This window comes from Litorivivens lipolytica, assembly GCF_014191715.1.
GTDB classification, from domain to species: Bacteria; Pseudomonadota; Gammaproteobacteria; order Pseudomonadales; family Spongiibacteraceae; genus Litorivivens; species Litorivivens lipolytica.
Genome location: NZ_JACHWY010000001.1, coordinates 808,622 through 834,655, shown reverse-complemented (window position 1 = coordinate 834,655; position 26,034 = coordinate 808,622). Strand labels below are relative to the sequence as shown.

The window sequence follows — 26,034 nt, the reverse complement described above, 5'->3', positions numbered from 1 at the left end:
CACTGCAGCCAATAACTCAAGTGATGTGAGGAAAACACATGATTTACGAAGGCAAGGCCATCTCGGCCAAGTTCCTGGATAACGGTGTCGCTGAGCTGTGTTTCGATCAGCAAGGCGAATCTGTCAATAAATTCGACCAGCTTACGCTACGCGAACTGGACGAAGCCACCAAAGCGCTGGCCCAGGAAAAGGACCTGAAAGGGGTTCTGGTCACCAGTGCCAAGTCTGTCTTTATCGTCGGTGCCGATATCATGGAATTCACCGACATGTTCAAACTGCCCGACGACGAGCTGAAGGGCTGGGTTCGCGAGGCCAATGGCATCTTCAATCGTTTCGAAGACCTGCCGGTTCCCACTGTAGCGGCCATTAACGGCATCGCACTGGGTGGCGGTTTTGAAATGTGTCTGGCCTGTGACTACCGCGTTATGTCCAGTAAGGCCCGTGTTGGTCTGCCGGAAGTTAAACTGGGCATCAACCCCGGTTTCGGCGGCACTGTACGCCTGCCGCGAGTCATCGGTCCCGACAACGCCATGCTGTGGGCGGCTACTGGCAATGATCAAAAGCCTGATGCCGCTTTGAAAGACGGCGGTGTGGACGCGGTTGTTGAGCCTGACAACCTGCGCGACGCGGCGCTGGATTTGCTCTCCAAAGCCATCGACGGCACCTTCGATTACAAAGCCCGCCGTCAGGAAAAACTGGAGCCGGTTAAACTGAACGACATCGAGCGCATGATGTCTTTCACCACCGGTAAAGCCATGATCGCCCAGCAGGCTGGCAAGAACATGCCCGCGCCGCTGACCGTTGGCAAATCCATGGAGAAAAACGCGGCTCTGGGTCGTGACGAAGCCATCGAAGTTGAAATTGAATACTTCGCCAAGCTGGCCAAAACACCTGAAGCGGCTGCACTGGTTGGTCTGTTCCTGAACCAGCAGACTCTGGGTAAGCGCAACAAGCAGTGGGAAAACAAGGCTGAGCCTGTAAACAAGGCGGCTGTACTGGGTGCCGGCATCATGGGCGGCGGTATTGCTTACCAGAGCGCTTACAAGGGCACGCCGATCCTGATGAAGGACATCGCAGACGCGGGTCTGGATCTGGGTATGAGCGAAGCCACCAAACTGCTGGCCAAGCGCGTTGATCGCGGCCGTATGTCTGGCCTGCAAATGGGTGAAGTGCTGAGCAGCATCCGTCCGACGCTGGACTACACCGGTTTTGATAAAGCCGACGTTGTCGTTGAAGCGGTTGTTGAAAACGTGAAGGTCAAACACGCGGTACTGTCCGAGTGCGAGCAGCACATTCGTGAAGACGCGGTGCTGGCTTCCAACACTTCAACGATCTCGATCACCCGTCTGGCCGAGCCCCTGAAGCGTCCGGAAAACTTCTGTGGCATGCACTTCTTCAACCCGGTACATCAGATGCCGCTGGTTGAGGTTATTCGCGGTGAGAAGACCAGCGATGAAACCGTTGCGCGCGTTGTGAAATACGCCACGCAAATGGGCAAGACGCCGATTGTTATCAACGATTGCCCCGGATTCTTCGTTAACCGTGTTCTGTTCCCGTACTTTGCCGGTTTCGACATGATGGTGCGTGACGGTGTGGATTTCCGCCGCATCGACAAGGTCATGGAAAAATTCGGCATGCCGATGGGTCCTGCCTACCTGATGGACGTGGTGGGTATCGATACCGGTTTCCACGCTGCCGAAGTGATGGCAGAAGGCTTCCCGGATCGCATGAAGCACGACTACACCGGTATTTCCGAGCTGATGTTCAAGGCTGATCGCTACGGTCAGAAGAACGGTGTTGGCTTCTACCGCTACGAGAAGGACAAGAAGGGCAAGCCGCGCAAGACTGAAGACGAAACGGCCCTGAAAATGGCGGCCGATTGCGCCGAGAAGTCCATCGAGATCACTGACGAAGAAATCGTTGCCCGCATGATGATCCCCATGTGTACCGAAACTCTGCGCTGTCTGGATGAGAACATCGTCAGCTGCCCGGAAGATGCGGACATGGGTCTGATCATGGGTATCGGCTTCCCGGTATTCCGTGGCGGCGCGCTGCGCTACATCGACCAGATGGGTGCCAAGGCCTTCTGCGAAATGGCAGATAAATTTGCCCACCTCGGTAAGCTCTACGAGCCCACTGAGAGCATTCGCAAAATGGCCGAAAACGGCGAAACCTTCTTTAAATAATCTGGTGCAGGAGCTTAACCAATGAGTTACCAAGATACTGATGTTGTAATTGTTGATTGCGCCAGAACCGCGATGGGGCGCTCAAAGAACGGTGTTTACCGCAACGTTCGTGCTGAAAACATGTCTGCGGAGCTGGTCAACAAACTGTTGGCCCGCAACCCGGAACTGGACCCGGCGGATATCGAAGATGTGATCTGGGGCTGTGTTAACCAGACCCTGGAGCAGGGTTGGAACATTGCCCGCATGATGTCTGTACTGACGGTTATCCCGCACACCGTTGCTGGCCAAACCGTCAGCCGCCTGTGTGGCTCTTCCATGTCGGCGCTGCACACCGCCGCTCAGGGCATCCAAACCGGTTACGGTGACGTCTTCCTGGTGGGTGGTGTTGAACACATGGGTCATCTGGCTATGAACCACGGTATTGATCCCAACCCGCAGGCCAGCAAGCACGTTGCCCGTGCCGCCGGCATGATGGGCATGACCGCTGAAGCGCTGGGTATGCTGCACGGCATCACTCGCGAGCAGCAGGATCAGTTCGGTCTGCGTTCTCACCTGCGTGCCGCCGATGCCCGCGCCAATGGTCGTTTTGATGGTGAAATCATTGCCATTGAAGGTCACGACGAAGACGGCAAGAAAATCCTCGTGACCGAAGACAACACCATACGTCCGGAAACCACGCTGGAAGGTCTGGCGGAACTGCGTCCGGCCTTTGATCCGCGCAACGGTACCGTAACTGCCGGTACCAGCTCGCAGATCGCTGACGGTGCCTCGGCCATGCTGGTGATGTCTGGAGCCAAGGCCAAGGCCATCGGTGCCAAGCCTCGCGCCCGTATCATCGGTATGGGTGTGGCCGGTGTTGATCCGTCTATCATGGGTTACGGTCCTGTGCCTTCCACTCAGAAGGTCCTGAAGAAACTCGGCATGACCATGAAAGACGTGGATCTGGTTGAGCTGAACGAGGCCTTCGCCGCGCAGGCGCTGCCGGTACTGAAGGATCTGGAGCTGCTGGACGTAATGGATGAGAAGGTCAACCTGAATGGCGGCGCGATCGCTCTGGGCCACCCCTTCGGTTGTTCCGGTACCCGTATCACCGGCACTTTGCTGAACGTGATGGAACAGCAGGACAAGAGTGTTGGTCTGTCGACCATGTGTATTGGCATGGGTCAGGGCATCAGCACCATTATCGAACGCGTCTGATTCATCGTTCGATGCACGTCGCAAACGGGCCTTCGGGCCCGTTTTTGTTTGTGCGATCAGGCAGTTGGCCGTGCTACCATTGCGCTTCCGAAGCTATCAGCCTGTTATTTACAGCCCATTCCCGCTCATGACTGTTCCCGTACTCCTCGCCCAGCATTCACCGGAATCCCTGTTGGCCGCACAACCCCCAGGCGGTTTGGTGGCGATTGCCTATGGCCTTGAGCGCTTCTGGTCATCGGAAGGCGGTGAGGAGCGCTTGATAGCGGTTTATCAACGACAGGAGCAGGGAACCACATTCATTGTTCAATCTGACTCGAAGCCGTTGCGGGAAACGCTGAAAGCGCATGCGGGCGACCTCGCGACCTTGGCGAGTGAACTGCAAACCGACGTTTTCAGCACCAACACAGCGATTGCGCTTGATCCTGTCCATATCCCCAAACCCTGGGGGGGAGAGATCTGGTACACCGGAATGGAAGATCGCGGTCTGGCCGGAGCGGGCCATGCGGGACGCAGTGTGCCACTGCCGTGGGTGCTTTCCGCCTTGCCGGATCAGCTGGTCGCGGGTCGGGAGCGGGGTATTGTGCTCCTTAAAATACTGGCGCCGCGTCCGGAAGAGGTCTTTGGTGATCTCTATTTCGAGCTGCACGAAGAAAAGCGGGAAGTCTATGTGGTTACGGCAGTAGATGAGAGCGCCTGGCCGGATGGTACCGGTGCCATTCGCTTTGGTTTTGATCCGGCGGTTCGTGCGCAATATGACAGCGACAGCGAATTTCGCAGCGCCTTTGCTAGCGCTGTAGCAGATTATGAGGCGGTTCGTCGCAAAATTGACGAGGAGCTTGATCGGCGAGCCGAAACTGAGGGCAGGGCGGCGGACAGGGAGGCCTGGTTGGCGGACCTGCCTGCAGAACTGACCGCGGAGGAGAAATCCCAGCGCGACGCCATGAATCGCTTTACCGCCCTCAAACCCTTGCGGGTGGGGGATGTGGTCAAGGTGCCTACCCTGACGCCGCATTCCCTGCAGCACGGCGTGCGCACGGTCGAGTTCCAGACCCCCGTCTATGAGCGTTTGATTGTGGCCTTCGCCCAGAAAGTGCTCACACAAAAGCACTGGGATACTGCCAAGGCCATCGAGCTGATGAATCTCGAGCCCGAGCCCGAGGCGCCTTTTGAGGTGTTGGTTGAGAGCGAGGGTGTCTGCGTCGAACGCATTGTCGATTTTCCGGATTTTGAGGTGCAGCGTTATACCGTGGCGCCCGGATACACCGTTTCGATCCCGAGCCCTTCAGACTATGCGGTGCTTATGCAGGTGCAGGGCGAGCTGCCGCTAGGCGTGTGCCCGCTGCAAGCCGAGCAGGCGGTTCTCTTGCCGCAAAACTGGAGGGGATTGGAGATTGAGCACAAAGGCGCTAAGCCGCTGATTTTTCTTGTCGCCTTGCCCCGCTAAATCCCTTTGATAGCGCGCTGCCCTCGCTTGCGAGGCGCGGGGCGCTGTGGCACAATTGCCGACCAAAATTTGCAGGCCCAATCGCACCTTTATGTTGTTTAGCCTGCTAATACAAAGGCTTAGACCTGCCTTTTGAAGAATTTGCGAAAGTGGCGGAATTGGTAGACGCACTGGATTTAGGTTCCAGCGCCGCAAGGCGTGAGAGTTCGAGTCTCTCCTTTCGCACCATATTTTGACAATCTACTTTTTCGACAGACAGGCTGCGCGCTCCGCGCAGCTTCCTCAGAGGGATTCCCATGCAAGTGTCAGTAGAAACGACTTCTGGTCTGGAGCGTCGTTTAATCGTTGGTGTACCCGCCGAGCGCATCGACAGCGCGGTTAACTCCAAACTTCAGAAAGCTTCCAAAACCGTTCGTCTGGACGGTTTCCGCCCCGGCAAAGTGCCGATGAAGGTTATGCGCCAGCGTTTTGGTGAGTCTGTGCGCATGGAAGTGCTGGGCGAAGTGATGAATGAATCCTTCTACGAGGCCATTCAGCAGCAGGATCTCAAGCCGGCTGGTCAGCCCGCGATTGAGCCTAAATCCATGGAAGCCGGCCGTGATCTGGAATACGTGGCGACCTTCGAAGTCTTCCCTGAAATTGAGCTGAAAGACTACAGCAGCATCAAGGTTGTCAAGCCGGTGGCTGAAGTGACTGACGCTGATATCGACAAGATGATCGATAATCTGCGCGAGCAGCGCGCGACCTACGAGACCGTTGAGCGTGCCGCTCAGGACGGCGATCAGGTGGTTATCGACTATCTGGGCACCAAAGACGGCGAAGCCTTTGAAGGTGGTGCTGCGGAAGATTCCAATCTGGTGCTGGGCAGTGGCCAAATGATTCCGGGCTTTGAGGATGGAATCGTCGGCATGAAGGCCGGTGAAGAGAAAGTCCTGTCATTGAGCTTCCCTGAGGACTACCACAGCGAAGAGCTGAAAGGTGCCGCAGTTGAGTTCAAGATCAACCTAAAAGAAGTGAAGGAAAAAGCTCAGCCAGAGCTGAACGACGAGTTCTTCAAGTTGTTCGGTGTCGAAGAGGGCGGTATGGATGCCTTCCGCGCTGAAGTGAAGAAAAACATGGATGGTCAGCTGGAAAGTGCGGTGGAAAACCGTATCAAGCAGCAGATCATGGACGGCGTTCTGGATGTGCACAGCGACCTGCAAGTGCCCAAGGCACTGATCAGTCAGGAAATTGATGCTCTGCGCAACCAACAGCTGCAGCAGTTTGGCGATCTGGCCAAGCAGATCAATGCCAAAGACATCTTCCCCGATGAAGTGTTCGCGGAAAATGCCGAGCGCCGCGTTAAACTGGGTCTGGTGCTGAATGAGCTGGTCAGCAAGGAAGGCATCGAAGCCGATGCGGACAAAGTTCGCGAAACTATCGAAAAAATGGCGGCGAGCTATGATGACGCGGAGCAGGTGGTAAACTGGTACTACAGCAACCCGCAACAGCTTCAGGGAATCGAGTCTCTGGTGGTTGAAAATCAGGTTGTTGATAATCTGCTTGAAAAAGCGCAGGTTAGCGAGGAAACTTCCAGTTACGAAAAAGTGATGTCGCCGCCCGAAGAAGAGGCTGCTGAAGACGAATAAGCCGTCTCAGCTGTAGTGGACTCTTAAAGCGATCGGGTGAAAATTCGGTCGCTTTGTTTTTTGTGGGTCCGAAAATGTGGCGGCGCTAATTAATTGGCAAGCCGGAATATAAAAGAGGAACTATGTCGCGCTACAGTTCAGAAGGTTATAACTCCCAACAGATTAACAATCTCGGCCTGGTGCCGATGGTCGTCGAGCAGACCGCCCGCGGTGAACGCTCCTTTGATATCTATTCCCGCATGCTGAAAGAGCGCGTGATTTTCTGTGTTGGCCCTGTTGAAGACCATATGGCCAACCTGATCGTGGCGCAGATGCTTTTCCTCGAGTCTGAAAACCCCGATAAGGACATCCACCTATATATCAATTCACCCGGTGGGTCGGTGACTGCGGGGCTGTCAATTTACGACACGATGCAGTTTATCAAACCGGATGTCAGCACCATGTGTATTGGCCAGGCGGCCAGCATGGGGGCCTTTTTGCTGTCGGGCGGCACCAAAGGCAAGCGCTTCATGCTGCCCAATGCCCGCACCATGATCCACCAGCCCAGCGGCGGTGCTCAGGGTCAGGCGACCGATATTGATATTCACGCTCGTGAGATCCTGATCATTCGAGAGCGCCTGAACGAACTGATGGCTGAGCATACAGGTCAGGATATTGAAAAAATCCGTCTGGACACTGAGCGTGACAATTTCATGAATGCAGAGCAGTCCAAGGCTTATGGTCTGGTCGATGAGGTGATGACGCAGCGGAAAATGGCCGAGAATACGTAGTATTCATTATGCCCTAGGCTTGCAAATTGCGGCAAAAATCCGCATCTTTAGAGAGTTAAAGTTTTTAATGCACCGTTATGGTGCATCTGTTGGAGAGCTTGATGGCAGATCACACGAAAGACGGGGACGACAGTGGCAAACTGCTTTACTGTTCGTTCTGTGGCAAAAGCCAGCACGAAGTCAGAAAACTGATTGCGGGACCGTCTGTATTTATCTGCGACGAATGTGTTGATCTCTGTAATGACATTATTCGCGAAGAGATTCAGGAAAGCAGCAGTGAAGGTAGCCATGATCGCCTGCCCACACCCGCTGAAATCAAAGACATCCTCGGCCAGTACGTTATTGGTCAGGAACGTGCTAAGAAGGTATTGGCGGTAGCGGTTTACAACCACTACAAGCGTCTTCGTTACGCGGATACCAGTGCAGAAGACGTTGAGTTGGGCAAGAGTAATATCCTCTTGGTTGGCCCCACCGGTAGCGGTAAAACGCTTTTGGCCGAAACTCTGGCGCGCCTGCTGGATGTGCCCTTTACTATTGCTGACGCCACTACCCTGACCGAAGCCGGTTACGTGGGTGAGGACGTCGAAAACATCATTCAGAAACTGCTGCAGAAATGCGACTACGATGTCGACAAGGCTCAGATGGGTATTGTCTATATCGATGAGATAGACAAGATTTCCCGAAAGTCGGATAACCCCTCAATCACCCGCGATGTGTCGGGTGAGGGTGTTCAGCAGGCTCTGTTGAAACTGATCGAAGGCACCGTGGCTTCGGTTCCGCCGCAGGGTGGCCGCAAGCATCCGCAGCAGGAATTCCTGCAAGTGAATACGGCCAATATCCTGTTTATCTGTGGCGGCGCGTTTGCCGGCCTGGATAAAGTGATTCGCGATCGTTCCGAGCGCGGTGGTATTGGCTTCTCAGCGGAAGTGAAAAGCAAGAACGACAAGCGCAACGTTGGGGAAGTACTGGCCGATCTGGAACCGGAAGATCTGGTTCGCTACGGTCTGATTCCCGAGTTTGTCGGTCGTCTGCCGGTTATTGCCACGCTGGAAGAGCTGGACGTGGATGCGCTGATCAGCATTCTGACAGAGCCCAAGAACTCTCTGACCAAGCAGTACGGCAAACTGTTTGAGATGGAAGGGGTGGATGTCGACTTCCGTGAGGATGGTCTGCGTGCGGTGGCTGAACGGGCCATGGAACGCAAAACCGGTGCCCGCGGGCTGCGCTCCATTTTGGAGGCGGTACTACTCGATACCATGTACCAAATCCCGTCGCTGGATAATGTCAGCAAGGTGGTCATTGATGAATCCGTGATCAAGGGCGAGTCGGAGCCCATGCTGGTGTACCACAACAGCGACAAGAAGAAAGCCGCGCCAGACGATTAAAATCTGAGCAGAACCAAGCAGGACGGGCCGATTTATCGGCCCTTTTTCATTTATTTCTCTGTCAATACCTTGTAATTCCGCTGTCTACGCCCCATGTTAAAGGGAGTCGGACACAGGTGCCGACCTCCGTTCCACCTGTTACGAGGTTGCCAATGGGTGATTCCAACGAGATGAAGGACTTTCCGTTACTGCCGTTGAGGGATGTGGTTGTCTACCCTCATATGGTGATACCCCTTTTTGTCGGGCGCGATAAATCAATCCGTGCGCTCGAAACCGCGATGGCATCGAATAAGGAAATTATGCTAGTCGCGCAACGTGACCCGAATGTCGACGAGCCGGGCACAGACGATCTGTACGATGTTGGTACGGTCTCCAATATCCTCCAACTGCTACGACTGCCAGACGGTACGGTGAAGGTTTTGGTGGAAGGCGCTTATCGCGCCGAAATTCATCAGGTCGAAGATAACGGCGAATTTTTCCAGGCGCAGGTCTCCGGTCTGGATGCGGAGGAAGTGGATAGCAGCGAAGCAGAATCCCTGATTCGCAGTGCCATCACCCAGTTTGAAAAATACGTCAACGTCAGCAAGAAGATTCCGGCTGAAGTTCTGACGTCTTTGTCAGGTATCGACGAGGTTGGCCGGCTGGCTGACAGCGTTGCGGCGCACATGAGTATGGAGCTGGAACAGAAGCAGGCCATTCTCGAAATGCTGTCCGAGCGCGAGCGCCTCGAGCATTTGATGACGGTCATGGAATCTGAAATTGACCTGTTCGCGGTCGAGAAGCGCATTCGCGGCCGGGTCAAAAAGCAGATGGAGCGCAGTCAGCGCGAGTATTATCTGAATGAGCAAATGAAGGCCATTCAGCGCGAACTGGGCGACATGGAAGAGGGTGGTAACGAGCTCGAAGCCCTCGAAGCCAAGATTAAAGAAGCGGGTATGAGCGCTGAGGCCGAAGAAAAGGCCATGTCGGAGCTTGCCAAGCTGAAGATGATGTCGCCGATGTCTGCCGAGGCCTCGGTGGTGCGCGGTTACATTGACTGGCTGATTTCCATTCCCTGGCAGAAACGCTCTCGCGTAAAACACAACCTCGACAAGGCCGAGGAAGTACTGAACGCGGATCACTACGGTCTGGAAGAAGTTAAAGACCGTATTGTTGAATATCTCGCGGTGCAAAAACGGGTCAAGAAAGTGAAGGGCCCGGTGCTTTGTCTGGTGGGACCACCGGGGGTAGGTAAAACCTCTCTGGGTGAATCGATTGCTCGCTCCACCAATCGCAAGTTTGTGCGGATGGCGCTGGGCGGCGTTCGCGATGAGGCAGAAATTCGCGGTCATCGCCGTACGTATATCGGCTCGATGCCGGGTAAGATCATTCAGAAGCTGTCCAAAGTCGGTGTGCGAAATCCCCTGTTCCTGCTCGATGAAATCGACAAAATGGGTATGGATCATCGGGGCGATCCAGCCTCAGCCTTGCTGGAGGTGCTCGATCCGGAGCAGAACAACAGCTTCAGTGATCACTATCTGGAGGTGGATTACGATTTGTCAGACGTGATGTTTGTCTGCACGTCGAACTCTCTCAATATTCCGCCGGCACTCTTGGACCGTATGGAAGTCATCCGTATTCCCGGTTATACCGAAGCGGAAAAAACCAATATTGCGCGCCGTTATCTGATTCCCAAGCAGATGAAGAACAATGGTTTGGCTGAGAACGAATTAACCATCGAAGAAAGCGCGATCCGCGACGTGATTCGCTTCTATACCCGCGAAGCGGGTGTACGCGGACTTGAGCGTGAGCTCGCCAAAGTCTGTCGCAAGGTGGTGAAAAGTCTTGCCAGAAAGCAGGGTAAGGACTCCCAGCTGGTGGTGTCGTCAGATAATCTGGGTGATTTTCTGGGTGTGCCGAAGTACAGCTTTGGCAAAGCCGAAGAAGAAAACCGCATTGGTCAGGTGACCGGTCTCGCCTGGACACAGGTAGGTGGTGAGCTGCTGACGATCGAAGCCGTGTCCGTAGTGGGCAAGGGGCGTCACGTTAAGACGGGCTCGTTGGGCGACGTGATGCAGGAATCCATTCAGGCTGCTCTGACGGTGGTGAAAAGTCGCTCTCAGGCGCTGGGGATTCCCGCCAATTATCACGATACCCACGACATACACATTCACGTTCCAGAGGGGGCGACTCCGAAGGACGGCCCGTCTGCGGGTATTGGAATGTGTACGGCATTAGTGTCGGTGATAACGGGTATACCCGTGAAGTCTTCAGTTGCGATGACCGGAGAGATTACACTTCGTGGTCAAGTGCTGAAGATTGGTGGGCTAAAGGAAAAACTTCTTGCCGCGCACCGGGGTGGTATCACAACCATCATTATTCCCGCTGAAAATGAGCCGGATCTGAAAGAGATTCCGGATGACATTAAAGCTGACCTAGTGATTAAACCGGTCAAGTGGATCGATGAGGTTTTGGAGATAGCACTCGAGCATTTACCAAAGCCAATATCTGATGAAGAGTACCTTGCGGGCTTGTCTCAGCAGAAATTGGACGCGGATGTGACAGAAGGTCAGGGGAGCTCGCGATATAGTGCGCATTGACGCGACACTTCCTTGACCGTCATAAATGCAGTTGGTATAAATCCCACTCTTAATTCAGTTGATAAGCCTGTTGTCACTGAGAACAGGGAGTGGTTTATTAATTACTTTCTTTTTACGCATTGCCTACAAACGAAGGGGATAATAAGTGAATAAATCTGAGCTAATCGATGCCATCGCTGCTTCAGCGGACCTGCCTAAAGCTGCCGCAGGTCGTGCACTGGACGCGGTTGTCGATTCAATTACGGATGCTTTGAAAAAAGACGATTCGGTATCTCTGGTTGGTTTCGGTACGTTCAGTGTTAAAGAGCGTGCTGCTCGCACTGGTCGCAACCCGCAAACTGGTGAGCCGATCAACATTGCTGCGGCCAAGATCCCCAGCTTTAAAGCGGGTAAAGCGCTGAAGGATGCTGTTAACTAATACGGCGCCTACTTCGTAACACCGTTCGGGGCCTTAGCGCTCCATAATAAAGGCGCATCGAAAGATGCGCTTTTTTTGTAAGTAGTGGAAGAACATGCTTCAGAATATCCGCGACAATATCCAAGGCGTCGCCGCCAAAATAATTATCGGTCTGATGATCGTTCCCTTCGCGCTGTACGGTATCGATTTCCTGTTCAGTGGTAGCAGTGACACACCGGTCGCTGTGGTGAATGGTGAGAAAGTCAGTCAGTTTGAACTTGATCAGGCGCTCGCCATGCAGAAGCGCCAGCTGCTCGCCATGATGGGGAATAATATTGATCCCGGATTGCTCGATGACGCTGTTTTGCGAAGGCCGGCGCTGGACTCCCTGATTCGACAGAAGGTTCTGTTGCAAGCCGCTGATGAGGCGGGTATTGCTGTGCCAGACAGCGTGCTGAATCAGGCGATTATGCAGATGCCGCAATTCCAGGAAGGGGGGCGCTTTTCATCAGAGCGTTTTCGTCAAATACTGGCAGCTCAGGGATTTACCCCTCAGTTGTTCCGCTCTCTGCTGCGGACTGATCTCCTGATTGATCAGCTTAATCAGGGGGTAGCCGGCTCAACCTTTATTACCGATGTGCAGGAAAGCGCGGCGATCCGCCTTGGCGATCAGAAGCGCAGCTTTCACTACCTTACCCTCGATACGCAGAAGTTCGCCGAGCAAATCAGCCCATCTGATGAGGCGATTGAGGCCTACTATCGTGAAAACGAAAGTCGCTTCAAATCACCCGAATCGGTTCGTGTTGCCTACCTCGAACTGAAGATCGAGGATTTCTATGAGCCAGTGGCGGAAGAGGATATTCGTGCGGCCTATCAGCAGGAATTAGAGGCGGCAAACGAGCGCACTGAGCGCCGGGCAGCCCATATTCTGGTTGAGGGTGCTGGCGATGATGCAAAAGCCAAGCTGGCCGAGGCGCAAGAGCGTATTCGTTCGGGTGAAAGTTTTGCCGATGTCGCCAAGGATATTTCCGATGACTTCGGCAGCGCGGAGCAGGGTGGCGATCTCGGTTTCAGCGCTGGTGATACCTTCCCGGAAGCTTTCGAAAGTGCGCTTTCAGAGTTGGAGGTTGGAGAGGTTTCCGAGCCGGTAGAAACCGATGCGGGTCTGCATCTTGTAAAATTGCTGGAAGTGCGAGTTCCCGATGTCGCCTCTCTCGAATCGCGCCGCGCCGATATTGAGCGACAACTTCAGGTTCGCGCGGCCAAGCCGCGATTGATCAGCGAAGTCGAAGCTCTGCGCGATTTGGTGTTCAACGCAGACGGTCTGGATGAACCTGCCAAGACACTGGATCTCGAGGTGAAACAGAGCGATTGGCTGACGCCGGATCAGAACAAAGGCTTGCTGGAGCACCCTGCGGTAAAGGCTGCAGCGTTTAATGTCGATTTGCGTGAGCAGGGTTACAACTCCGAAGTAATCGAGGTGTCGCCCAGTAACTTTGTGGTATTGCATCCGCTAGATTACAAAGCGCCTGAAGTTCGTCCTCTGGAAGAGGTTCGCGACACGATCGTTGCCAGCCTGAAGCAGCAGGGTGGTCGCGAGTTGGCTGAGGCTGCCGCGGATGAACTGATGGCGTCGCTGAGTAATGGCGATTCAGCAGAATCATTAGCCAAGAAAACCGAGGGCGTGGAATGGCAGGTGGCAGTACGCGCCTCACGTCAGGATTCCAGCATTGGTGAGGCGATTCGCCGTAAGGTTTTCCAGATGGCTCGTCCAGAGGAAGGCGCCAGCGGGAATGTTGCCGAAACCAGTGATGCGAGCGGTAATCTGGTGGTTATTCAACTCACAAATGTATACGATGGAGAGCGCAGTCTGGTGGCGGAAAATCGCCGCAGAGAACTCTTGGCAGGTGCCCAGCGTGTGCAGGCGAACCAAAGCTACAACGCCTACTTCGCCAGCCTGATGAGCCGCGCTGAGGTTAAGTACAATTGATTAGCTGTTGCCGGTACAGATTTTTGTACCGGCACAAGGAAATATAATAATGATAGAGCCGGGATCAGAAAGTGCATTACCCGGTGGACAGTTGGATATCTGGATCGCGATTTCGGCCCACGTGGCCGATCATCATCGTGAGTCGGCCTATGAGGCCATGCTGGATGCCAGTGAGCTGGATCACTACCGTTCCTTGCAGTACCCGGAACACCGCTTTGATTACCTTTTAAGCCGAGCCCTGTTGCGCACGGTGCTGTCTTGCTACACCGGGCTTGCACCTGAGCAGCATCGCTTTACCCGTAATGAGTCGGGCAAGCCCAAGTTGGATCGTGAGTCATTGCCCGAGGGAGTTTTTCTTCCCCGCTTCAACCTGTCGCTCACTGACGGTGTTGTGGTGTGCGCAATCAACCGTGATGCACCGCTGGGTATCGATGTGGAGTACCACGGCCACGGCCGTTCCATGCTGGACGTTGCCGATCAGTATTTTTCATCCCTTGAAATTGCCGAGTTGAAGCGGCTGCCGGCCCTGGAGCAACGTGCGGGTTTTTTTCGCTACTGGACCCTCAAGGAGTCGCTGATCAAGGCGCGCGGAGAGGGTTTGTCGGTTCCGCTGGATAGTTTTTCCTTTCGGGCGGCGACCGGCGTGCAAGGCAGTACTCAGAAAGCCAAACTGGTATCCATGGCCGAAGGATTTCTGCCAAGCGAAGAGGCCTGGAGTTTTCGCTACTTTGATTTGGGTAGTGACTATACGGTCGCCGTCAGTATGGGCGAAACCATCGACCATATTTGTCTGCGGGAATCCATTCCACTGGTTGGCTGTGTGGATGTGCAGGATACCTCGAGCCTCTTTACACACGCCCATCAGGACGCACTTTACGCGGCTTTCTGTTAGAATCCCCCGACTTTTTTACAGCTAGAGCCATTGGGGGAAAACGTGTTCAAGGTACTGACGCGAAATCAGATTTCAGTAAAAGGTTTGGATCGCCTGCCGCGCCAGCAGTATGAAATTGCCAGTGAGTTCAGCTCGCCGGATGCCATACTGCTGCGCAGTCACAAGTTGACCATGGAAGAGGTTTCCCCGTCGGTAATGGCGATTGCCCGTGCCGGTGCCGGTGTCAACAATATTCCTGTTGCGGACTGTACCAGCCGCGGTATCCCGGTTTTCAATACGCCCGGCGCCAATGCCAACGCAGTGAAAGAGCTGGTTATCGCCGGCATGACACTCGGTTCGCGCGGTATTCTCAACGGCATGGACTACGTCAACACCCTTGGCGATATGACCGATGGCGCTGAGATGAGCAAGTTGCTCGAGAAAGAGAAAAAACGCTTTAAGGGCCAAGAGCTCATGGGTAAAACCCTGGGTGTGGTCGGCCTTGGCGCGATTGGCTCATTGGTGGCCCGTGCAGGTTTGGATCTGGGTATGGATGTTATTGGCTACGATCCGGCCTTGTCGGTCGACGCGGCTTGGCGTCTGCCAAGTTCGGTTCGCCGGATGGAAAATATCGCCAGCCTGTTTGCCCGCGCGGACTATATCAGCCTGCACTTGCCGGTGCTGGACGCAACGCGTGGTCTGGTCAACGCGGAGCTGCTGTCCAACTGTAAGCCGACGCTGAAGCTGCTGAATTTTGCCCGTGAAGAAATCGTCGACAATGCGGCGATCATTGAAGCGCTGGACGCCGGGCGTCTGGAGCGCTACATCGCTGATTTCCCGGCACCGGGTCTGATTGGTCGCGACGATGTGATTCTGATGCCGCATATCGGTGCCAGCACCGATGAAGCCGAAGAAAACTGTGCCATCATGGCGGCAGAGCAGCTTCGCGATTTTCTTGAAAACGGCAATATCAAGAATTCTGTCAATTTTCCCGCGCTGGCGCTCGAGCGCAGCGAAGGTACTCGTATAGCGATCAGCAACAATAACGTGCCCAAGATACTTGGCCACGTGTTGTCGGCTCTGGCCGATGCAGATCTCAATGTGATTGATATGCTGAACAAGAGTCGCGATGATGTGGCTTACAATCTGATCGATGTTGCCGTGGCGCCATCCGATGACGTCATTGCGCGGATTCGCGGCATCGAAGGTGTTATCAACGTGCGGGTCATAGCCTGATCCGCACGCCAACCGGAAAGGGGCGAGCGTGAGCAGACTGGATACCATTGCCGATCTCATCAGCAATCAGCGAGGCAAGCCCCCCATCCATAAGTGGCACCCGGATCTCAGTGGTGATATTGATATCGTCATAGAGTCAGACGGGCGCTGGGTTCACGAAGGCGGTGAAATCAAACGCCATGAGCTGGTCAAACTCTTTGCCTCCATCCTGCGCCGGGAAGATGATGGCGAATACTATCTGGTAACGCCGGTTGAAAAGTGGCGCATTCGCGTCGAGGACCTTCCCCTGCAGATTATTGACGCCGAAACAGCGCCTGACCGGATGGCGGTGCTGACCAACGTTGATGACTGGCATATTCTCGGGGAGCAGGTTCCGCTGGTGGTTGAGACGGACGCTGCCACCGGAGAACCACGGCCGCGTGTCGAATTGAATCACGGTCTTAGCGCGCGCGTTGGGCGAGCGGTGTTCTACCGCCTCGTCGAGCAAGCGACAGAAGAAAATGGACAGCTGTGGCTGCAGTCGCAGGGGCAGCGATTTTCCTTGGGTTATATGGAGTAGATCAGGATGTCTCGCATTTCTCTCAGCAAAAAGCATAACAAGCCAGAGAGCGACGTTCGGCACATGGTAGGTGAATTGGTCGAGTCACTGGCCCGGCGCTACGACGCCAAAGCCGTATGGGAAGGCGATAGCTCAGTTAAAATCGATCACTCGCGGTTGAGCGGTCGGCTGGATATTCTGCCGGGCGAGGTGCGTGTCGACGTGAAACTGGGCATGCTGGCCGGTGCTTTCAAGGGCAAGATCGAGTCTGAGCTTAGAAAAGCCCTGGACGAAAAGCTCAGTTAATCCTGTTCTTCAGTAAAAAAGCGAAAAAGTTGGGAGAATTTCTCGAGATTGCTGCTCTAAACAGCACTAGCTAATAATGGAGATGCTTTGTGAGGCAATTTAGCAGTCAGTTAAATCTTTGGTCCCTGGTGCTGTTAACGGCACTGACAGTCTTCATGAGTAGCGCGGTGCATGCCGCGTGGCCCCTGACCGACGGCGACGACAAACCGTTGCCCAGCCTGGCCCCCATGCTGGAAAAGGTTAACCCGGCGGTCGTTAATATTTCCACCTATACCACCCGCACCGTGCAGCAGAACCCCCTGTTGCGCGATCCGTTTTTCCGCCGCTTCTTCAATATGCCTGAGCAGCAAATGCCCGAGAGAAAGCGGCGTACAACCAGTGCTGGGTCGGGAGTCATCATCGACGCCAAGAACGGTACCGTAGTCACCAATCACCACGTCATTGATGGAGCCGACGAAATCACGGTCGCTCTGGAAGACGGTCGCAGCTACACTGCTGAACTGATTGGTTCCGACCCTGATGTCGATATTGCAGTCTTGAAGATCGACGCCAAAAATCTGCGTGAGGTTCCGATTTCCGATTCAGAGAAACTGAGAGTCGGTGACTTTGTCGTGGCGATTGGCAACCCCTTTGGTTTGGGCCAAACGGTCACTACCGGTATTGTCAGTGCACTGGGTCGCACGGGGTTAGGTATCGAGGGTTATGAGAATTTCATCCAGACTGATGCCTCGATTAACCCCGGCAACTCTGGCGGGGCGCTGGTAAATCTTCAGGGCGAGTTGATCGGTATCAATACAGCCATTATTGCGCCCGCAGGCGGCAACGTCGGCATTGGCTTTGCGATTCCCACCAATATGGCGAATGCCAGTATTTCCCAGATCCTTGAACATGGCGAGGTTAAGCGCGGTCAGTTAGGCGTAATTATTCAGGACCTGACACCAGAGCTGGCTGATGCATTTGGTATCGATAACGGTCAGCGGGGCGCGCTGATTGCAGAAGTGCAGCCTGGCACTGCTGCAGATAAAGCCGGGCTCGAAGCGGGTGATGTGGTTGTGGCCGTTGATGGCAAGGATATTCTCAGCTCCGCTCAGCTGCGCAATGCCGTCGGTGTGAGAAAGATCGGCGATACGCTGACGCTGACGATTGTTCGCGACGGTAAGCAGCGCACGATCAAGTCCAAGATTGGTGAGCCTTCGAAACTGGTCGCCGGCAAGGACGAAGCTGTGCACAGATTCCTCGAGGGCGCCTCACTGCAAGAGGCCGATGACAAGGACGGCGTGCTCGTGTCCGAGATTGAGCAGGGTACCGCGGCTGCGCGCTCCGGACTGCGTCCTGGCGATATAATTGTCTCTGCCAACAAACAGCGGGTGAAAACCATTGCCGAACTGCGTAAGGCAGCCAAGGGCTCCGATAAACGGCTGTTATTGCAGGTGAAGCGGGGCAGGGCAGCCCTCTACATTGTGCTGCAGTAATTCGGTACTTCATGCGCTAGTTGTGCGCAAAGTGTGAACGGCTTGGCCCTCGGGGTTAAGCCGTTGTTCATTTGGCGGGCGTATTGTGTTGATAGATTCATCAAGAGAGGTGGCCACCATGGGTAAGATGTTGGTTCTCGCGCTCACGATAGTGCTGACGGCCTGCGCCGGCGCCCCGGTCGCAACCGACTACGATACCGACTTTCCCTTTGCTTCGGTTAAACGCTACGCTTGGCTGGATAGTGGCTCAGCGGAAGAGCCCGATCCTGCCGCCCGGCGCAATGATCTGATGCGTGACCGCCTGCGCAAGGCAATTGATGATCAGATGGCGGCGCGCGGTTATCGTAAGGTAGAGCCTAGCGCCAGCCCGGATCTACTGGTTACCTTTCATATGGGAATCACCGAAAGGGTGGAAACCTATGATTTCCATGACCACTTTGGCTACTACCCCTGTTTCAATCGCTACTGTGATAGCAATGGCCACGCCTACTATCCGGGAGGCATCAACCACGATCATTGGCAGACCGAATATCATGAAGGCCGGCTCCTTATTGATATGATCTCTCCGGACACCCGCAAGCTGGTGTGGCGCGGTATTTCGGAGCGACGCATTCCGCAGCTGGAGACGCCGGAAGAGCGCCGACTGTTTATTGTGGAAACCGTGGGTGACACGCTCAGTCACTTTCCGCCGGGCAATCAAACGCATTAAGCGGATAAACCCGGCCATTAGCGGTTGAATCTCATTAGCAGATAACAGACAATACCGCGCCGCGGCAGACAGGGTCTGTCGCTCGTTATGGTGGCCCATCCGGTCCCCTCGCAACGATAGATGGTAAACCCCGCCAGGCCCGGAAGGGAGCAACGGTAGCCGTCGACTCGTGTGCCGGGGTGTGGCTGGTTGGGCCGCCACCCAAACCTCTTCTTTTTAGCCAGTCTCCGCCTAGCCGCAAGTTCAAGTCACGGCCGCGCTGGTGTATCCTAGACCGCTTGATTTCACGTCCACAGGAAAACCATGAGTTATCAGGTTCTTGCGCGAAAATGGCGGCCAAAAAGCTTTCGTGAGCTGGCCGGGCAGGCTCATGTTCTGAAGGCGCTGGTCAATGCGCTTGACCACGATCGATTGCACCATGCCTATTTGTTTACCGGCACACGCGGTGTCGGGAAAACCACCATTGCACGCATTCTCGCCAAGTGCCTCAACTGTGAGACCGGTGTCAGCTCGGAACCCTGCGGTACCTGCGATGCCTGTGTGTCTATCGGTGAGGGGCGCTTTGTTGACCTTATTGAAGTAGATGCGGCGTCGAAAACCAAGGTAGATGATACCCGCGAACTGCTTGAAAACGTCCAGTACACACCCACCCGCGGGCGCTACAAGGTTTATTTGATAGACGAAGTGCACATGCTGTCCACCCACAGTTTTAATGCACTGCTGAAGACCCTGGAAGAGCCGCCACCTCACGTAAAATTCCTGCTGGCGACAACTGACCCTCAGAAGATTCCGGCCACTATCCTGTCGCGCTGTCTGCAGTTCAGCCTGAAAAATATGACGCCGGAGAAGATCGTCGAGCATCTGACCCATATTCTCGGGCAGGAGATGATCGGCTTTGACGAGGCGGCATTGTGGCAGTTAGCGCGGTCTGCGCAGGGTAGTATGCGGGATGCGCTGAGCCTTACCGATCAGGCGATTGCGTTTGGTGGCGGCAAGCTCAATGCCGCCGATGTCGAGTCCATGCTCGGCACGATCGATCACACAGCCGTGGCAGATTTGGCTCGGTGTCTTGCCGAGGGCAATGCGCCCGAACTGTTAGACGTTATTGCACGCCAGTCAGAGCAGGGTGTGGATTTTGCGGCCGTGCTCGGTGAGCTGTTATCGCTGCTGCACAGAATTGCTATCGCTCAGGCGGTGCCGGATGCGGTTGATAAGACGCTGCCGGATAGTGCGACGGTCATCGAGATGGCTGGCGCGATTGCCCCGGAAGATGTGCAGTTTTTCTATCAGGTCGGACTGTCCGGGCGGCGGGATTTGCCGCTGGCGCCCGATGCGCGCAGTGGCCTGGAAATGATTCTGTTGCGCATGCTGGCTTTCAAACCGGCCGGCGTTCACCAGCTACCTGCAGCGGCCCCGGGTGGTGCCGGTACCCCGGCAAAAAAGCCCTCGGCGACGCAGGCTGAAGCCGCACAGGCTGCGCCCGTGTCGCAGCAGCAGAATAAACCTCAGCCCCAAAGCGTTGCAAGCCAGCCCCAAGCTGCGCCCCCTGAGCCCGAGCAGGTTTCGGAGCCGTCGGGCGTTTCCCCCGGGTCAGAACAGAGTGTTATAAAGCCGGCGGGTGTGGCGCACAGTGCGGTCGTTGGACTGTCAGATCTGACGCCTCTGTTATGGCGCGAACGATTTGATGATTTTGGCTTGGCGGGTTTACTTCGTTCCATCTGTTCGCACTGTGTATTGGACTCCGTGCAGGGCAGCAAATTGATGTTCTCGATTGCGCAAAGCAATGCGCATCTTCTGAATGACACGCACATCGAGCGCTTTGAAAAAGCCTTGCAGGCGTATTTTGAGCACGACTTGTCGCTGACGGTAAATCAGGTTGAGGAAGTCGAGCAGGAAACCCCTGCGGAATATCAGTTGAGACGAGAGCAGGAAAATCTGGATCAGCTAAAAATGCTGATTCGTGAAGATCCGCACGTGCTTCGGCTGATGCAAGAATTTCAGGCAACGGTAGACGAAAACAGTATTCGTCCTGCCAGCGACAAATAAATATTGAGGAAGCGTCATGAAAGACCTGAATGATTTAATGAAGCAAGCCGGCAAAATGCAGGAGCAGATGCAAAAGGCCCAGGAAGATCTGGCCAAGCAGGAAGTGGTCGGCGAATCGGGGGCCGGCATGGTCAAGGTCACTATGAACGGGCGTCATTCCGTGCGTGCGGTGCAGCTTGATGAAAGCCTGTTGAGTGAAGACAAAAGTCTGCTTGAGGATCTGCTGGCCGCTGCGGTCAACGATGCGGTTCGCCGGGTGGAGGAGAGTAACAAAAGTGCGCTTGGAAAAATGTTTTCCGGCGTGCCCGGCGGTTTTCCGTTTCAGTAAGCCTTTCGAATTAATGAGTCGCGCTTGAATGAGTCACTACAGCCCTCTGATTGAAGAATTGATTGATGCTCTGCGGGTGTTGCAGGGGGTGGGGCGCAAATCGGCCCAGCGTATGGCCTTCAACCTGCTGCAGCACAAGCGAGAGGGTGCACTGGCCTTGAGTGCGGCTCTGGAGAAAGCGGTCGGGCATATCGGCCACTGCCAACACTGTCGCTGTCTTACCGAGCAGGCGGTCTGCCATCTATGCGCCAGTGAAAAGCGAGACAAAACCACCCTCTGCGTGGTGGAGTCCCCGGCGGATGTGATCGCTTTCGAGCAGGCTGGCGGCTACAACGGTCAATATTTTGTGCTGATGGGACACCTGTCTCCGATAGATGGTATCGGTCCCGAGGATATCGGTATCGACCGACTGATCGAGCGCGCCCAGTCCCTTCAGATCAGTGAATTGATTCTGGCGACCAATCCCACGGTGGAAGGCGAGGCGACCGCCTACTACATCACCGAACAGTTGCGGCAAATGGGGGTCAAGGTGTCCCGCATTGCCCACGGCGTGCCGCTGGGGGGTGAGCTGGAATATGTCGACAGCGGTACGCTGGCCCATGCGCTGAGCGGTCGCAGGGTCGTTGAGTGATGAGCGTCGATTACCAGTATATAGACAGCGATGCGGTTCTAGAGACCATGTGCCAGCAGCTGGCGCAGGCAGAGGTGCTGGCTCTCGATACCGAGTTCATGCGAACGGATACGTTCTATCCGATTCCGGCGCTGTTGCAGTTGTCAGATGGCGAGGCGGTCTATCTCGTTGACCCTCTGGCCATCAGTGACTGGCAAGCTCTTCAGCAACTGCTGACCTGCGCTTCGCCGGTCAAGGTCATGCATTCGGTCAGTGAAGACTTTGAAGTGTTTCAGCGCTTGTTCGGTGTTGTGCCCCGGCCATTACTGGATACTCAGGTCGGCGCAGCGCTTGCCAGTCTGGATAGCGGCATGGGCTACCAGCGGTTGGTGGCCGAGTTGCTGGATATCGAAGTGGACAAGGGCGAAACCCGATCCAATTGGTTGCAACGCCCCCTGAGTGATTCCCAGTGCCTTTATGCAGCTCTGGATGTGGTTCACCTGTTGCCGGTATACCGGAAACTGCAGTCGATACTTGAAGAAAGCGGTCGTTTCGGCTGGTGGCAAGAAGAGGGCGAGCGTCAGGTCAACTCGGCGCAGCCGCTTGCGCCCGAGCAGTACTATCAGCGGGTAAAGTCCGGTTGGAAACTGTCGGCGTCCGAACAGGCTCGGCTGAAGGCCCTTTGCACCTGGCGGGAAACCGAAGCCCGTGAGCGGGATGTGCCGCGCGGACGCATTCTGAAAGATGCCCTGTGCGTGGATGTCGTGCGGCGCCAGCCTCAGAGTTCGTCTGACCTGTCGCGACTGAAGGATATTACCCCGTCGATCGTTCGACGCTTCGGGGATGCGATCTGTGAGGCGATTGAGGATGTGCCGCCGCTGACTCAGAACGAGCTATTGTTACCGCCCCCGGCCGGTGAAGGGCGGGATCAGATGAAATCCCTGCGTCAGCAGGTCGACAAACTCAGTGAAACGCTGGGGATATCCCGCGACGTCATCATGAGTAAGAAGCTGCTGGAAGAAACCGTCCGGCAGCAGGGACTACCCGCGGATTATCGCGGCTGGCGCAGTGAATTGCTGGCCGACACTCTACACGCATTATTTGGAAGCCGAGAAGCATGAAGGTCATCGTCAGTATCTATCGCAGCCCCAAAAAAGAGGGCATGTACCTTTATGTCGAGAAGAGTGAGGGGCTGGAGCGGGTGCCGGAGCCTCTGCTAAAGCAGTTCGGCGCTCCTGAGCTAGCCATGACCCTGGTGTTGACCCCGGAACGCAAGTTGGCCCGGGCGGAAGCACCGAAAGTCCTCGAGTCGATTGCCGATCAGGGGTTTTACCTGCAGATGCCGCCGGTCCCGGACGCATCAGCCCGGAGTTGATGGTGGAAAAATTCTGGGAAACCAAAGCCTTGTCTGACATGACTGCGACCGAGTGGGAGTCACTCTGCGACGGTTGTGGCAAGTGCTGTCTGCACAAGCTGGAAGATGAGGATACGGGCGATATCTACTACACACGGGTGGCTTGCCAGTGGCTGGATGTTGAAACCTGCCAGTGTAGCCATTACGCTGAGCGCCTCGAAAAAGAGCCCACCTGCGTCAAACTGACGCCAAATGACGTAGATGATCTGCAGTGGTTGCCCGAGAGCTGTTCCTATCGACGGCTGCAGGACGGTCGTGGATTACCGGAGTGGCACCATCTGGTATGCGGTGACCGCAACCGGGTTCACGAAGAAGGGCATTCGATTATGGGGCTCTGTGTCAGCGAGCGTCATGTACACCCGGATGGTCTGGAAGAGCACATTGTTCACTGGGTAAATTAAAGATTCACTGGGTGAATTAAGGATCTGATTGGTAAATATGGAAGGCTTAATCGAACGGCAAGAATATATGACTGCTTGGGGTGCTTACCTAGGCGCCTGTTTGGTTCTGATTGCCATTGGTTGGCTGTGGACCCGCGTGATCGGTAATACCTACGCACGCACCGCAATTCGCTTTGTGGCCATTACTCTGCTGTTGTTGCCGGTGGTGCATGAAAGCAGCAACGAGATTCTGGTGCCCGCGCTGGTGGTTGTATCGCTGGGTGCCTTTGTTGGTAACACCCAGGAAGCCATCGAAGCCATGAACATCCTGGGCGGTGCCTGTCTCGGCGCCTTTATGCTGGCGCTGGTCGCTGGCTGGTTTATTTCCAATCGGCAGCGCGGTCGCGCTTATGAAAGCGAGCAACGCCAAGCGCCAACACTGAATGACAGCGGCGACGCTGAGCGCACGCCGCAACCTGAATAAGTGAGTGAAAGGACAAAACTATGAAGTTTGAAGGAACTGAAAATTACGTCGCTACAGACGATCTTCGTCTGGCGGTTAACTCTGCAGTTGCGCTGCAGCGCCCGCTGCTGATCAAGGGTGAGCCCGGCACGGGTAAAACGATGCTGGCGGAAGAGGTCGCCAAGGGCCTCGGTAAAAAACTGCTGCAGTGGCACATCAAGTCCACCACCAAGGCGCAGCAGGGGCTCTATGAATACGACGCGGTATCGCGCCTGCGTGATTCCCAGCTGGGTGACGACAAGGTGCACGATATCAGCAACTACATCAAACGCGGCAAACTCTGGGAAGCTTTTGATGCGGATGAGCAGGTCGTGCTGCTGATCGACGAGATCGACAAGGCCGATATCGAATTCCCCAATGACCTGCTGGTCGAACTCGACAAGATGGAGTTTCACGTCTATGAAACCGGCGAGACGGTGAAAGCCAAGCATCGCCCCATCATTATTATCACCAGTAACAATGAAAAAGAACTGCCCGACGCCTTCCTGCGTCGCTGTTTCTTCCACTTCATTAATTTCCCTGACCGGGAAACCATGCAGAAAATTGTGGCGGTTCACCACCCGGATGCGAAGCAAACACTGGTCAATGAGGCGCTGGAAGTCTTTTTTGATGTGCGCAGCATTCCTGGCCTGAAGAAAAAACCTTCAACCTCCGAGCTGATTGACTGGCTGAAACTCCTGATGGCCGATGACGTGCCAGATGAAATTCTCAAGAACCGCGATGGCAGCAAGGCGATCCCGCCCTTGTATGGCGCGCTGCTGAAAAACGAGCAGGACGTTCACCTGCTGGAGCGCCTGGCCTTCATGCACCGTCGCGAGAGCCGTGGTTAACCGCTTATGCTTGTCAGCTTTTTCTATACGCTCAAGGAATCCGGAGTACCGGTCAGTATCCGTGAATTGCTGGATCTGATTTCGGCCTTGAAGGCACGCCTGGTGTTTGCCGACATCGACGAGTTCTACCACCTCGCGCGTATTTGTATGGTCAAGGACGAAAAGTACTACGATCGTTTTGACTTGGCCTTTGGGCGCTATTTTCGTGATCTGGAAACGCTGGACGATGTTATCGAGGCGATGATTCCGGATGACTGGTTGCGCACCGAGTTTCTTAAGCAGCTGACCGAAGAAGAGAAGGCGAAAATTGAATCTCTCGGCGGGCTAGACAAGCTGATTGAGGAATTCAAAAAGCGTCTGGAGGAGCAAAAGGAGCGTCACGAAGGCGGTAACAAGTGGATCGGAACCGGTGGCACCTCACCCTTTGGTCACAGCGGTTATCACCCGGAAGGGATTCGCGTTGGCGGAGAGAGCAAAAACAAAAAAGCGGTTAAGGTTTGGGAAAAGCGGGATTTCAAAAACCTCGACGACAGTGTTGAGCTGGGCACGCGCAATATCAAAATAGCGCTGAGAAGGCTGCGCAAGTTTGCCCGCACCGGTGCTGCCGATGAGCTGGATCTCGATGACACCATCACCTCTACCGCACGCAATGCCGGCCTACTGGACATCAAGATGGTGCCCGAGCGCCACAATGCGGTAAAAGTGCTGTTGTTTTTCGACGTGGGTGGTTCGATGGACCCTTACGTAAAAACCTGCGAAGAGTTGTTTTCTGCAGCTCGCACAGAGTTCAAGCATATGGAATATTTTTACTTCCATAACTACCTGTACGAGTCAGTCTGGAAAAACAATATTCGCCGTCACGCAGAGCGCACGCCGACGCTGGATATCCTGCACAAGTACAGCGCGGATTATAAAGTGATCTTCGTCGGGGATGCGTCCATGTCACCCTACGAAATTCTGCAGCCGGGTGGCAGTGTTGAGCACTGGAATGACGAAGCCGGTGAGGTCTGGGTTGATCGCGTTAAATCAACTTACGACAAGGTCGCTTGGATTAACCCGGTGCCTCAGGACGAATGGGGTTGGACCCAGTCCATTGATCTGGCCTACAAGCAGATGGAGGGGCATATGTACCCGCTGACGCTGAAAGGGCTGGAAGATGCGATGGCCTATTTGGCCAAATAAGAAATACAAAAGG

General features: G+C 54.9%; 24 protein-coding genes, 1 tRNA gene and 1 other RNA gene. All 26 read left to right on the top strand.

Annotated features, from left to right (window positions below; genetic code table 11):
* Nucleotides 1-38 precede the first annotated feature (38 nt).
* Nucleotides 39-2,186, top strand: coding sequence for a fatty acid oxidation complex subunit alpha FadB (fadB, locus tag FHR99_RS03860; protein ID WP_183409221.1), 2,148 nt, complete (start codon nt 39-41; stop codon nt 2,184-2,186).
* 21 nt (nt 2,187-2,207) lie between these two features.
* On the top strand, nt 2,208-3,383 hold the full coding sequence (gene fadA, locus FHR99_RS03855) for an acetyl-CoA C-acyltransferase FadA (RefSeq protein ID WP_183409220.1): 1,176 nt from the start codon (nt 2,208-2,210) through the stop codon (nt 3,381-3,383).
* 172 nt (nt 3,384-3,555) lie between these two features.
* Nucleotides 3,556-4,827 carry a hypothetical protein gene (locus FHR99_RS03850; protein WP_183409219.1) on the top strand — a complete coding sequence of 424 codons (1,272 nt, stop codon included), beginning with the start codon at nt 3,556-3,558 and terminating at the stop codon, nt 4,825-4,827.
* A 143-nt stretch (nt 4,828-4,970) separates the two neighbouring features.
* A tRNA-Leu gene (locus tag FHR99_RS03845) sits at nt 4,971-5,055 on the top strand.
* A 68-nt stretch (nt 5,056-5,123) separates the two neighbouring features.
* Nucleotides 5,124-6,455 carry a trigger factor gene (tig, locus tag FHR99_RS03840; RefSeq protein WP_183409218.1) on the top strand — a complete coding sequence of 444 codons (1,332 nt, stop codon included), beginning with the start codon at nt 5,124-5,126 and terminating at the stop codon, nt 6,453-6,455.
* 122 nt (nt 6,456-6,577) lie between these two features.
* The gene (clpP, locus tag FHR99_RS03835; protein ID WP_281388550.1) at nt 6,578-7,225 is read left to right on the top strand and encodes an ATP-dependent Clp endopeptidase proteolytic subunit ClpP; all 648 of its coding nucleotides are present in this window, start codon (nt 6,578-6,580) and stop codon (nt 7,223-7,225) included.
* Between the two features lie 101 nt (nt 7,226-7,326).
* On the top strand, nt 7,327-8,610 hold the full coding sequence (gene clpX / locus FHR99_RS03830) for an ATP-dependent Clp protease ATP-binding subunit ClpX (protein ID WP_183409217.1): 1,284 nt from the start codon (nt 7,327-7,329) through the stop codon (nt 8,608-8,610).
* A 152-nt stretch (nt 8,611-8,762) separates the two neighbouring features.
* A complete protein-coding gene (gene lon, locus FHR99_RS03825; protein WP_183409216.1) occupies nt 8,763-11,189 on the top strand; it encodes an endopeptidase La in 2,427 nt (808 codons plus the stop codon).
* A gap of 145 nt (nt 11,190-11,334) precedes the next feature.
* A complete protein-coding gene (locus FHR99_RS03820; protein ID WP_183409215.1) occupies nt 11,335-11,607 on the top strand; it encodes an HU family DNA-binding protein in 273 nt (90 codons plus the stop codon).
* A gap of 94 nt (nt 11,608-11,701) precedes the next feature.
* Nucleotides 11,702-13,576: a SurA N-terminal domain-containing protein gene (locus FHR99_RS03815; protein WP_183409214.1), complete on the top strand. Its 1,875-nt coding sequence runs from the start codon at nt 11,702-11,704 to the stop codon at nt 13,574-13,576.
* 49 nt (nt 13,577-13,625) lie between these two features.
* The gene (locus tag FHR99_RS03810; RefSeq protein WP_183409213.1) at nt 13,626-14,468 is read left to right on the top strand and encodes a 4'-phosphopantetheinyl transferase family protein; all 843 of its coding nucleotides are present in this window, start codon (nt 13,626-13,628) and stop codon (nt 14,466-14,468) included.
* Between the two features lie 42 nt (nt 14,469-14,510).
* Nucleotides 14,511-15,683: an NAD(P)-dependent oxidoreductase gene (locus FHR99_RS03805; RefSeq protein WP_183409212.1), complete on the top strand. Its 1,173-nt coding sequence runs from the start codon at nt 14,511-14,513 to the stop codon at nt 15,681-15,683.
* A gap of 28 nt (nt 15,684-15,711) precedes the next feature.
* The gene (locus tag FHR99_RS03800; RefSeq protein ID WP_183409211.1) at nt 15,712-16,242 is read left to right on the top strand and encodes a DUF1285 domain-containing protein; all 531 of its coding nucleotides are present in this window, start codon (nt 15,712-15,714) and stop codon (nt 16,240-16,242) included.
* A gap of 6 nt (nt 16,243-16,248) precedes the next feature.
* Nucleotides 16,249-16,527, top strand: a complete 279-nt coding sequence (locus FHR99_RS03795; protein WP_183409210.1) for a polyhydroxyalkanoic acid system family protein — start codon at nt 16,249-16,251, stop codon at nt 16,525-16,527.
* Between the two features lie 155 nt (nt 16,528-16,682).
* On the top strand, nt 16,683-17,999 hold the full coding sequence (locus tag FHR99_RS03790; protein WP_183410125.1) for a DegQ family serine endoprotease: 1,317 nt from the start codon (nt 16,683-16,685) through the stop codon (nt 17,997-17,999).
* Between the two features lie 118 nt (nt 18,000-18,117).
* Nucleotides 18,118-18,708 carry a DUF4136 domain-containing protein gene (locus tag FHR99_RS03785; RefSeq protein WP_183409209.1) on the top strand — a complete coding sequence of 197 codons (591 nt, stop codon included), beginning with the start codon at nt 18,118-18,120 and terminating at the stop codon, nt 18,706-18,708.
* A 97-nt stretch (nt 18,709-18,805) separates the two neighbouring features.
* An RNA gene (gene ffs, locus FHR99_RS03780) (signal recognition particle sRNA small type) lies at nt 18,806-18,902 on the top strand.
* A 109-nt stretch (nt 18,903-19,011) separates the two neighbouring features.
* Nucleotides 19,012-20,754: a DNA polymerase III subunit gamma/tau gene (dnaX, locus tag FHR99_RS03775; RefSeq protein ID WP_183409208.1), complete on the top strand. Its 1,743-nt coding sequence runs from the start codon at nt 19,012-19,014 to the stop codon at nt 20,752-20,754.
* Between the two features lie 16 nt (nt 20,755-20,770).
* On the top strand, nt 20,771-21,082 hold the full coding sequence (locus tag FHR99_RS03770; protein ID WP_183409207.1) for a YbaB/EbfC family nucleoid-associated protein: 312 nt from the start codon (nt 20,771-20,773) through the stop codon (nt 21,080-21,082).
* A 28-nt stretch (nt 21,083-21,110) separates the two neighbouring features.
* The gene (gene recR / locus FHR99_RS03765; protein ID WP_183409206.1) at nt 21,111-21,713 is read left to right on the top strand and encodes a recombination mediator RecR; all 603 of its coding nucleotides are present in this window, start codon (nt 21,111-21,113) and stop codon (nt 21,711-21,713) included.
* Nucleotides 21,713-22,813 carry a ribonuclease D gene (rnd, locus tag FHR99_RS03760; protein ID WP_183409205.1) on the top strand — a complete coding sequence of 367 codons (1,101 nt, stop codon included), beginning with the start codon at nt 21,713-21,715 and terminating at the stop codon, nt 22,811-22,813. Before recR ends, rnd begins: the two co-directional genes overlap by 1 nt.
* Nucleotides 22,810-23,067 (top strand): YcgL domain-containing protein, encoded by a 258-nt coding sequence (locus FHR99_RS03755; protein WP_183409204.1) that lies wholly within the window; start codon nt 22,810-22,812, stop codon nt 23,065-23,067. Before rnd ends, FHR99_RS03755 begins: the two co-directional genes overlap by 4 nt.
* Nucleotides 23,067-23,507: a YcgN family cysteine cluster protein gene (locus FHR99_RS03750; protein ID WP_183409203.1), complete on the top strand. Its 441-nt coding sequence runs from the start codon at nt 23,067-23,069 to the stop codon at nt 23,505-23,507. The genes FHR99_RS03755 and FHR99_RS03750 overlap by 1 nt, the downstream gene beginning before the upstream one ends.
* A gap of 67 nt (nt 23,508-23,574) precedes the next feature.
* Nucleotides 23,575-23,970, top strand: coding sequence for a hypothetical protein (locus FHR99_RS03745; RefSeq protein WP_183409202.1), 396 nt, complete (start codon nt 23,575-23,577; stop codon nt 23,968-23,970).
* 20 nt (nt 23,971-23,990) lie between these two features.
* Nucleotides 23,991-24,839, top strand: a complete 849-nt coding sequence (locus FHR99_RS03740) for an AAA family ATPase (protein ID WP_183409201.1) — start codon at nt 23,991-23,993, stop codon at nt 24,837-24,839.
* A gap of 6 nt (nt 24,840-24,845) precedes the next feature.
* Nucleotides 24,846-26,021 carry a vWA domain-containing protein gene (locus tag FHR99_RS03735; protein WP_183409200.1) on the top strand — a complete coding sequence of 392 codons (1,176 nt, stop codon included), beginning with the start codon at nt 24,846-24,848 and terminating at the stop codon, nt 26,019-26,021.
* Nucleotides 26,022-26,034 lie beyond the last annotated feature (13 nt).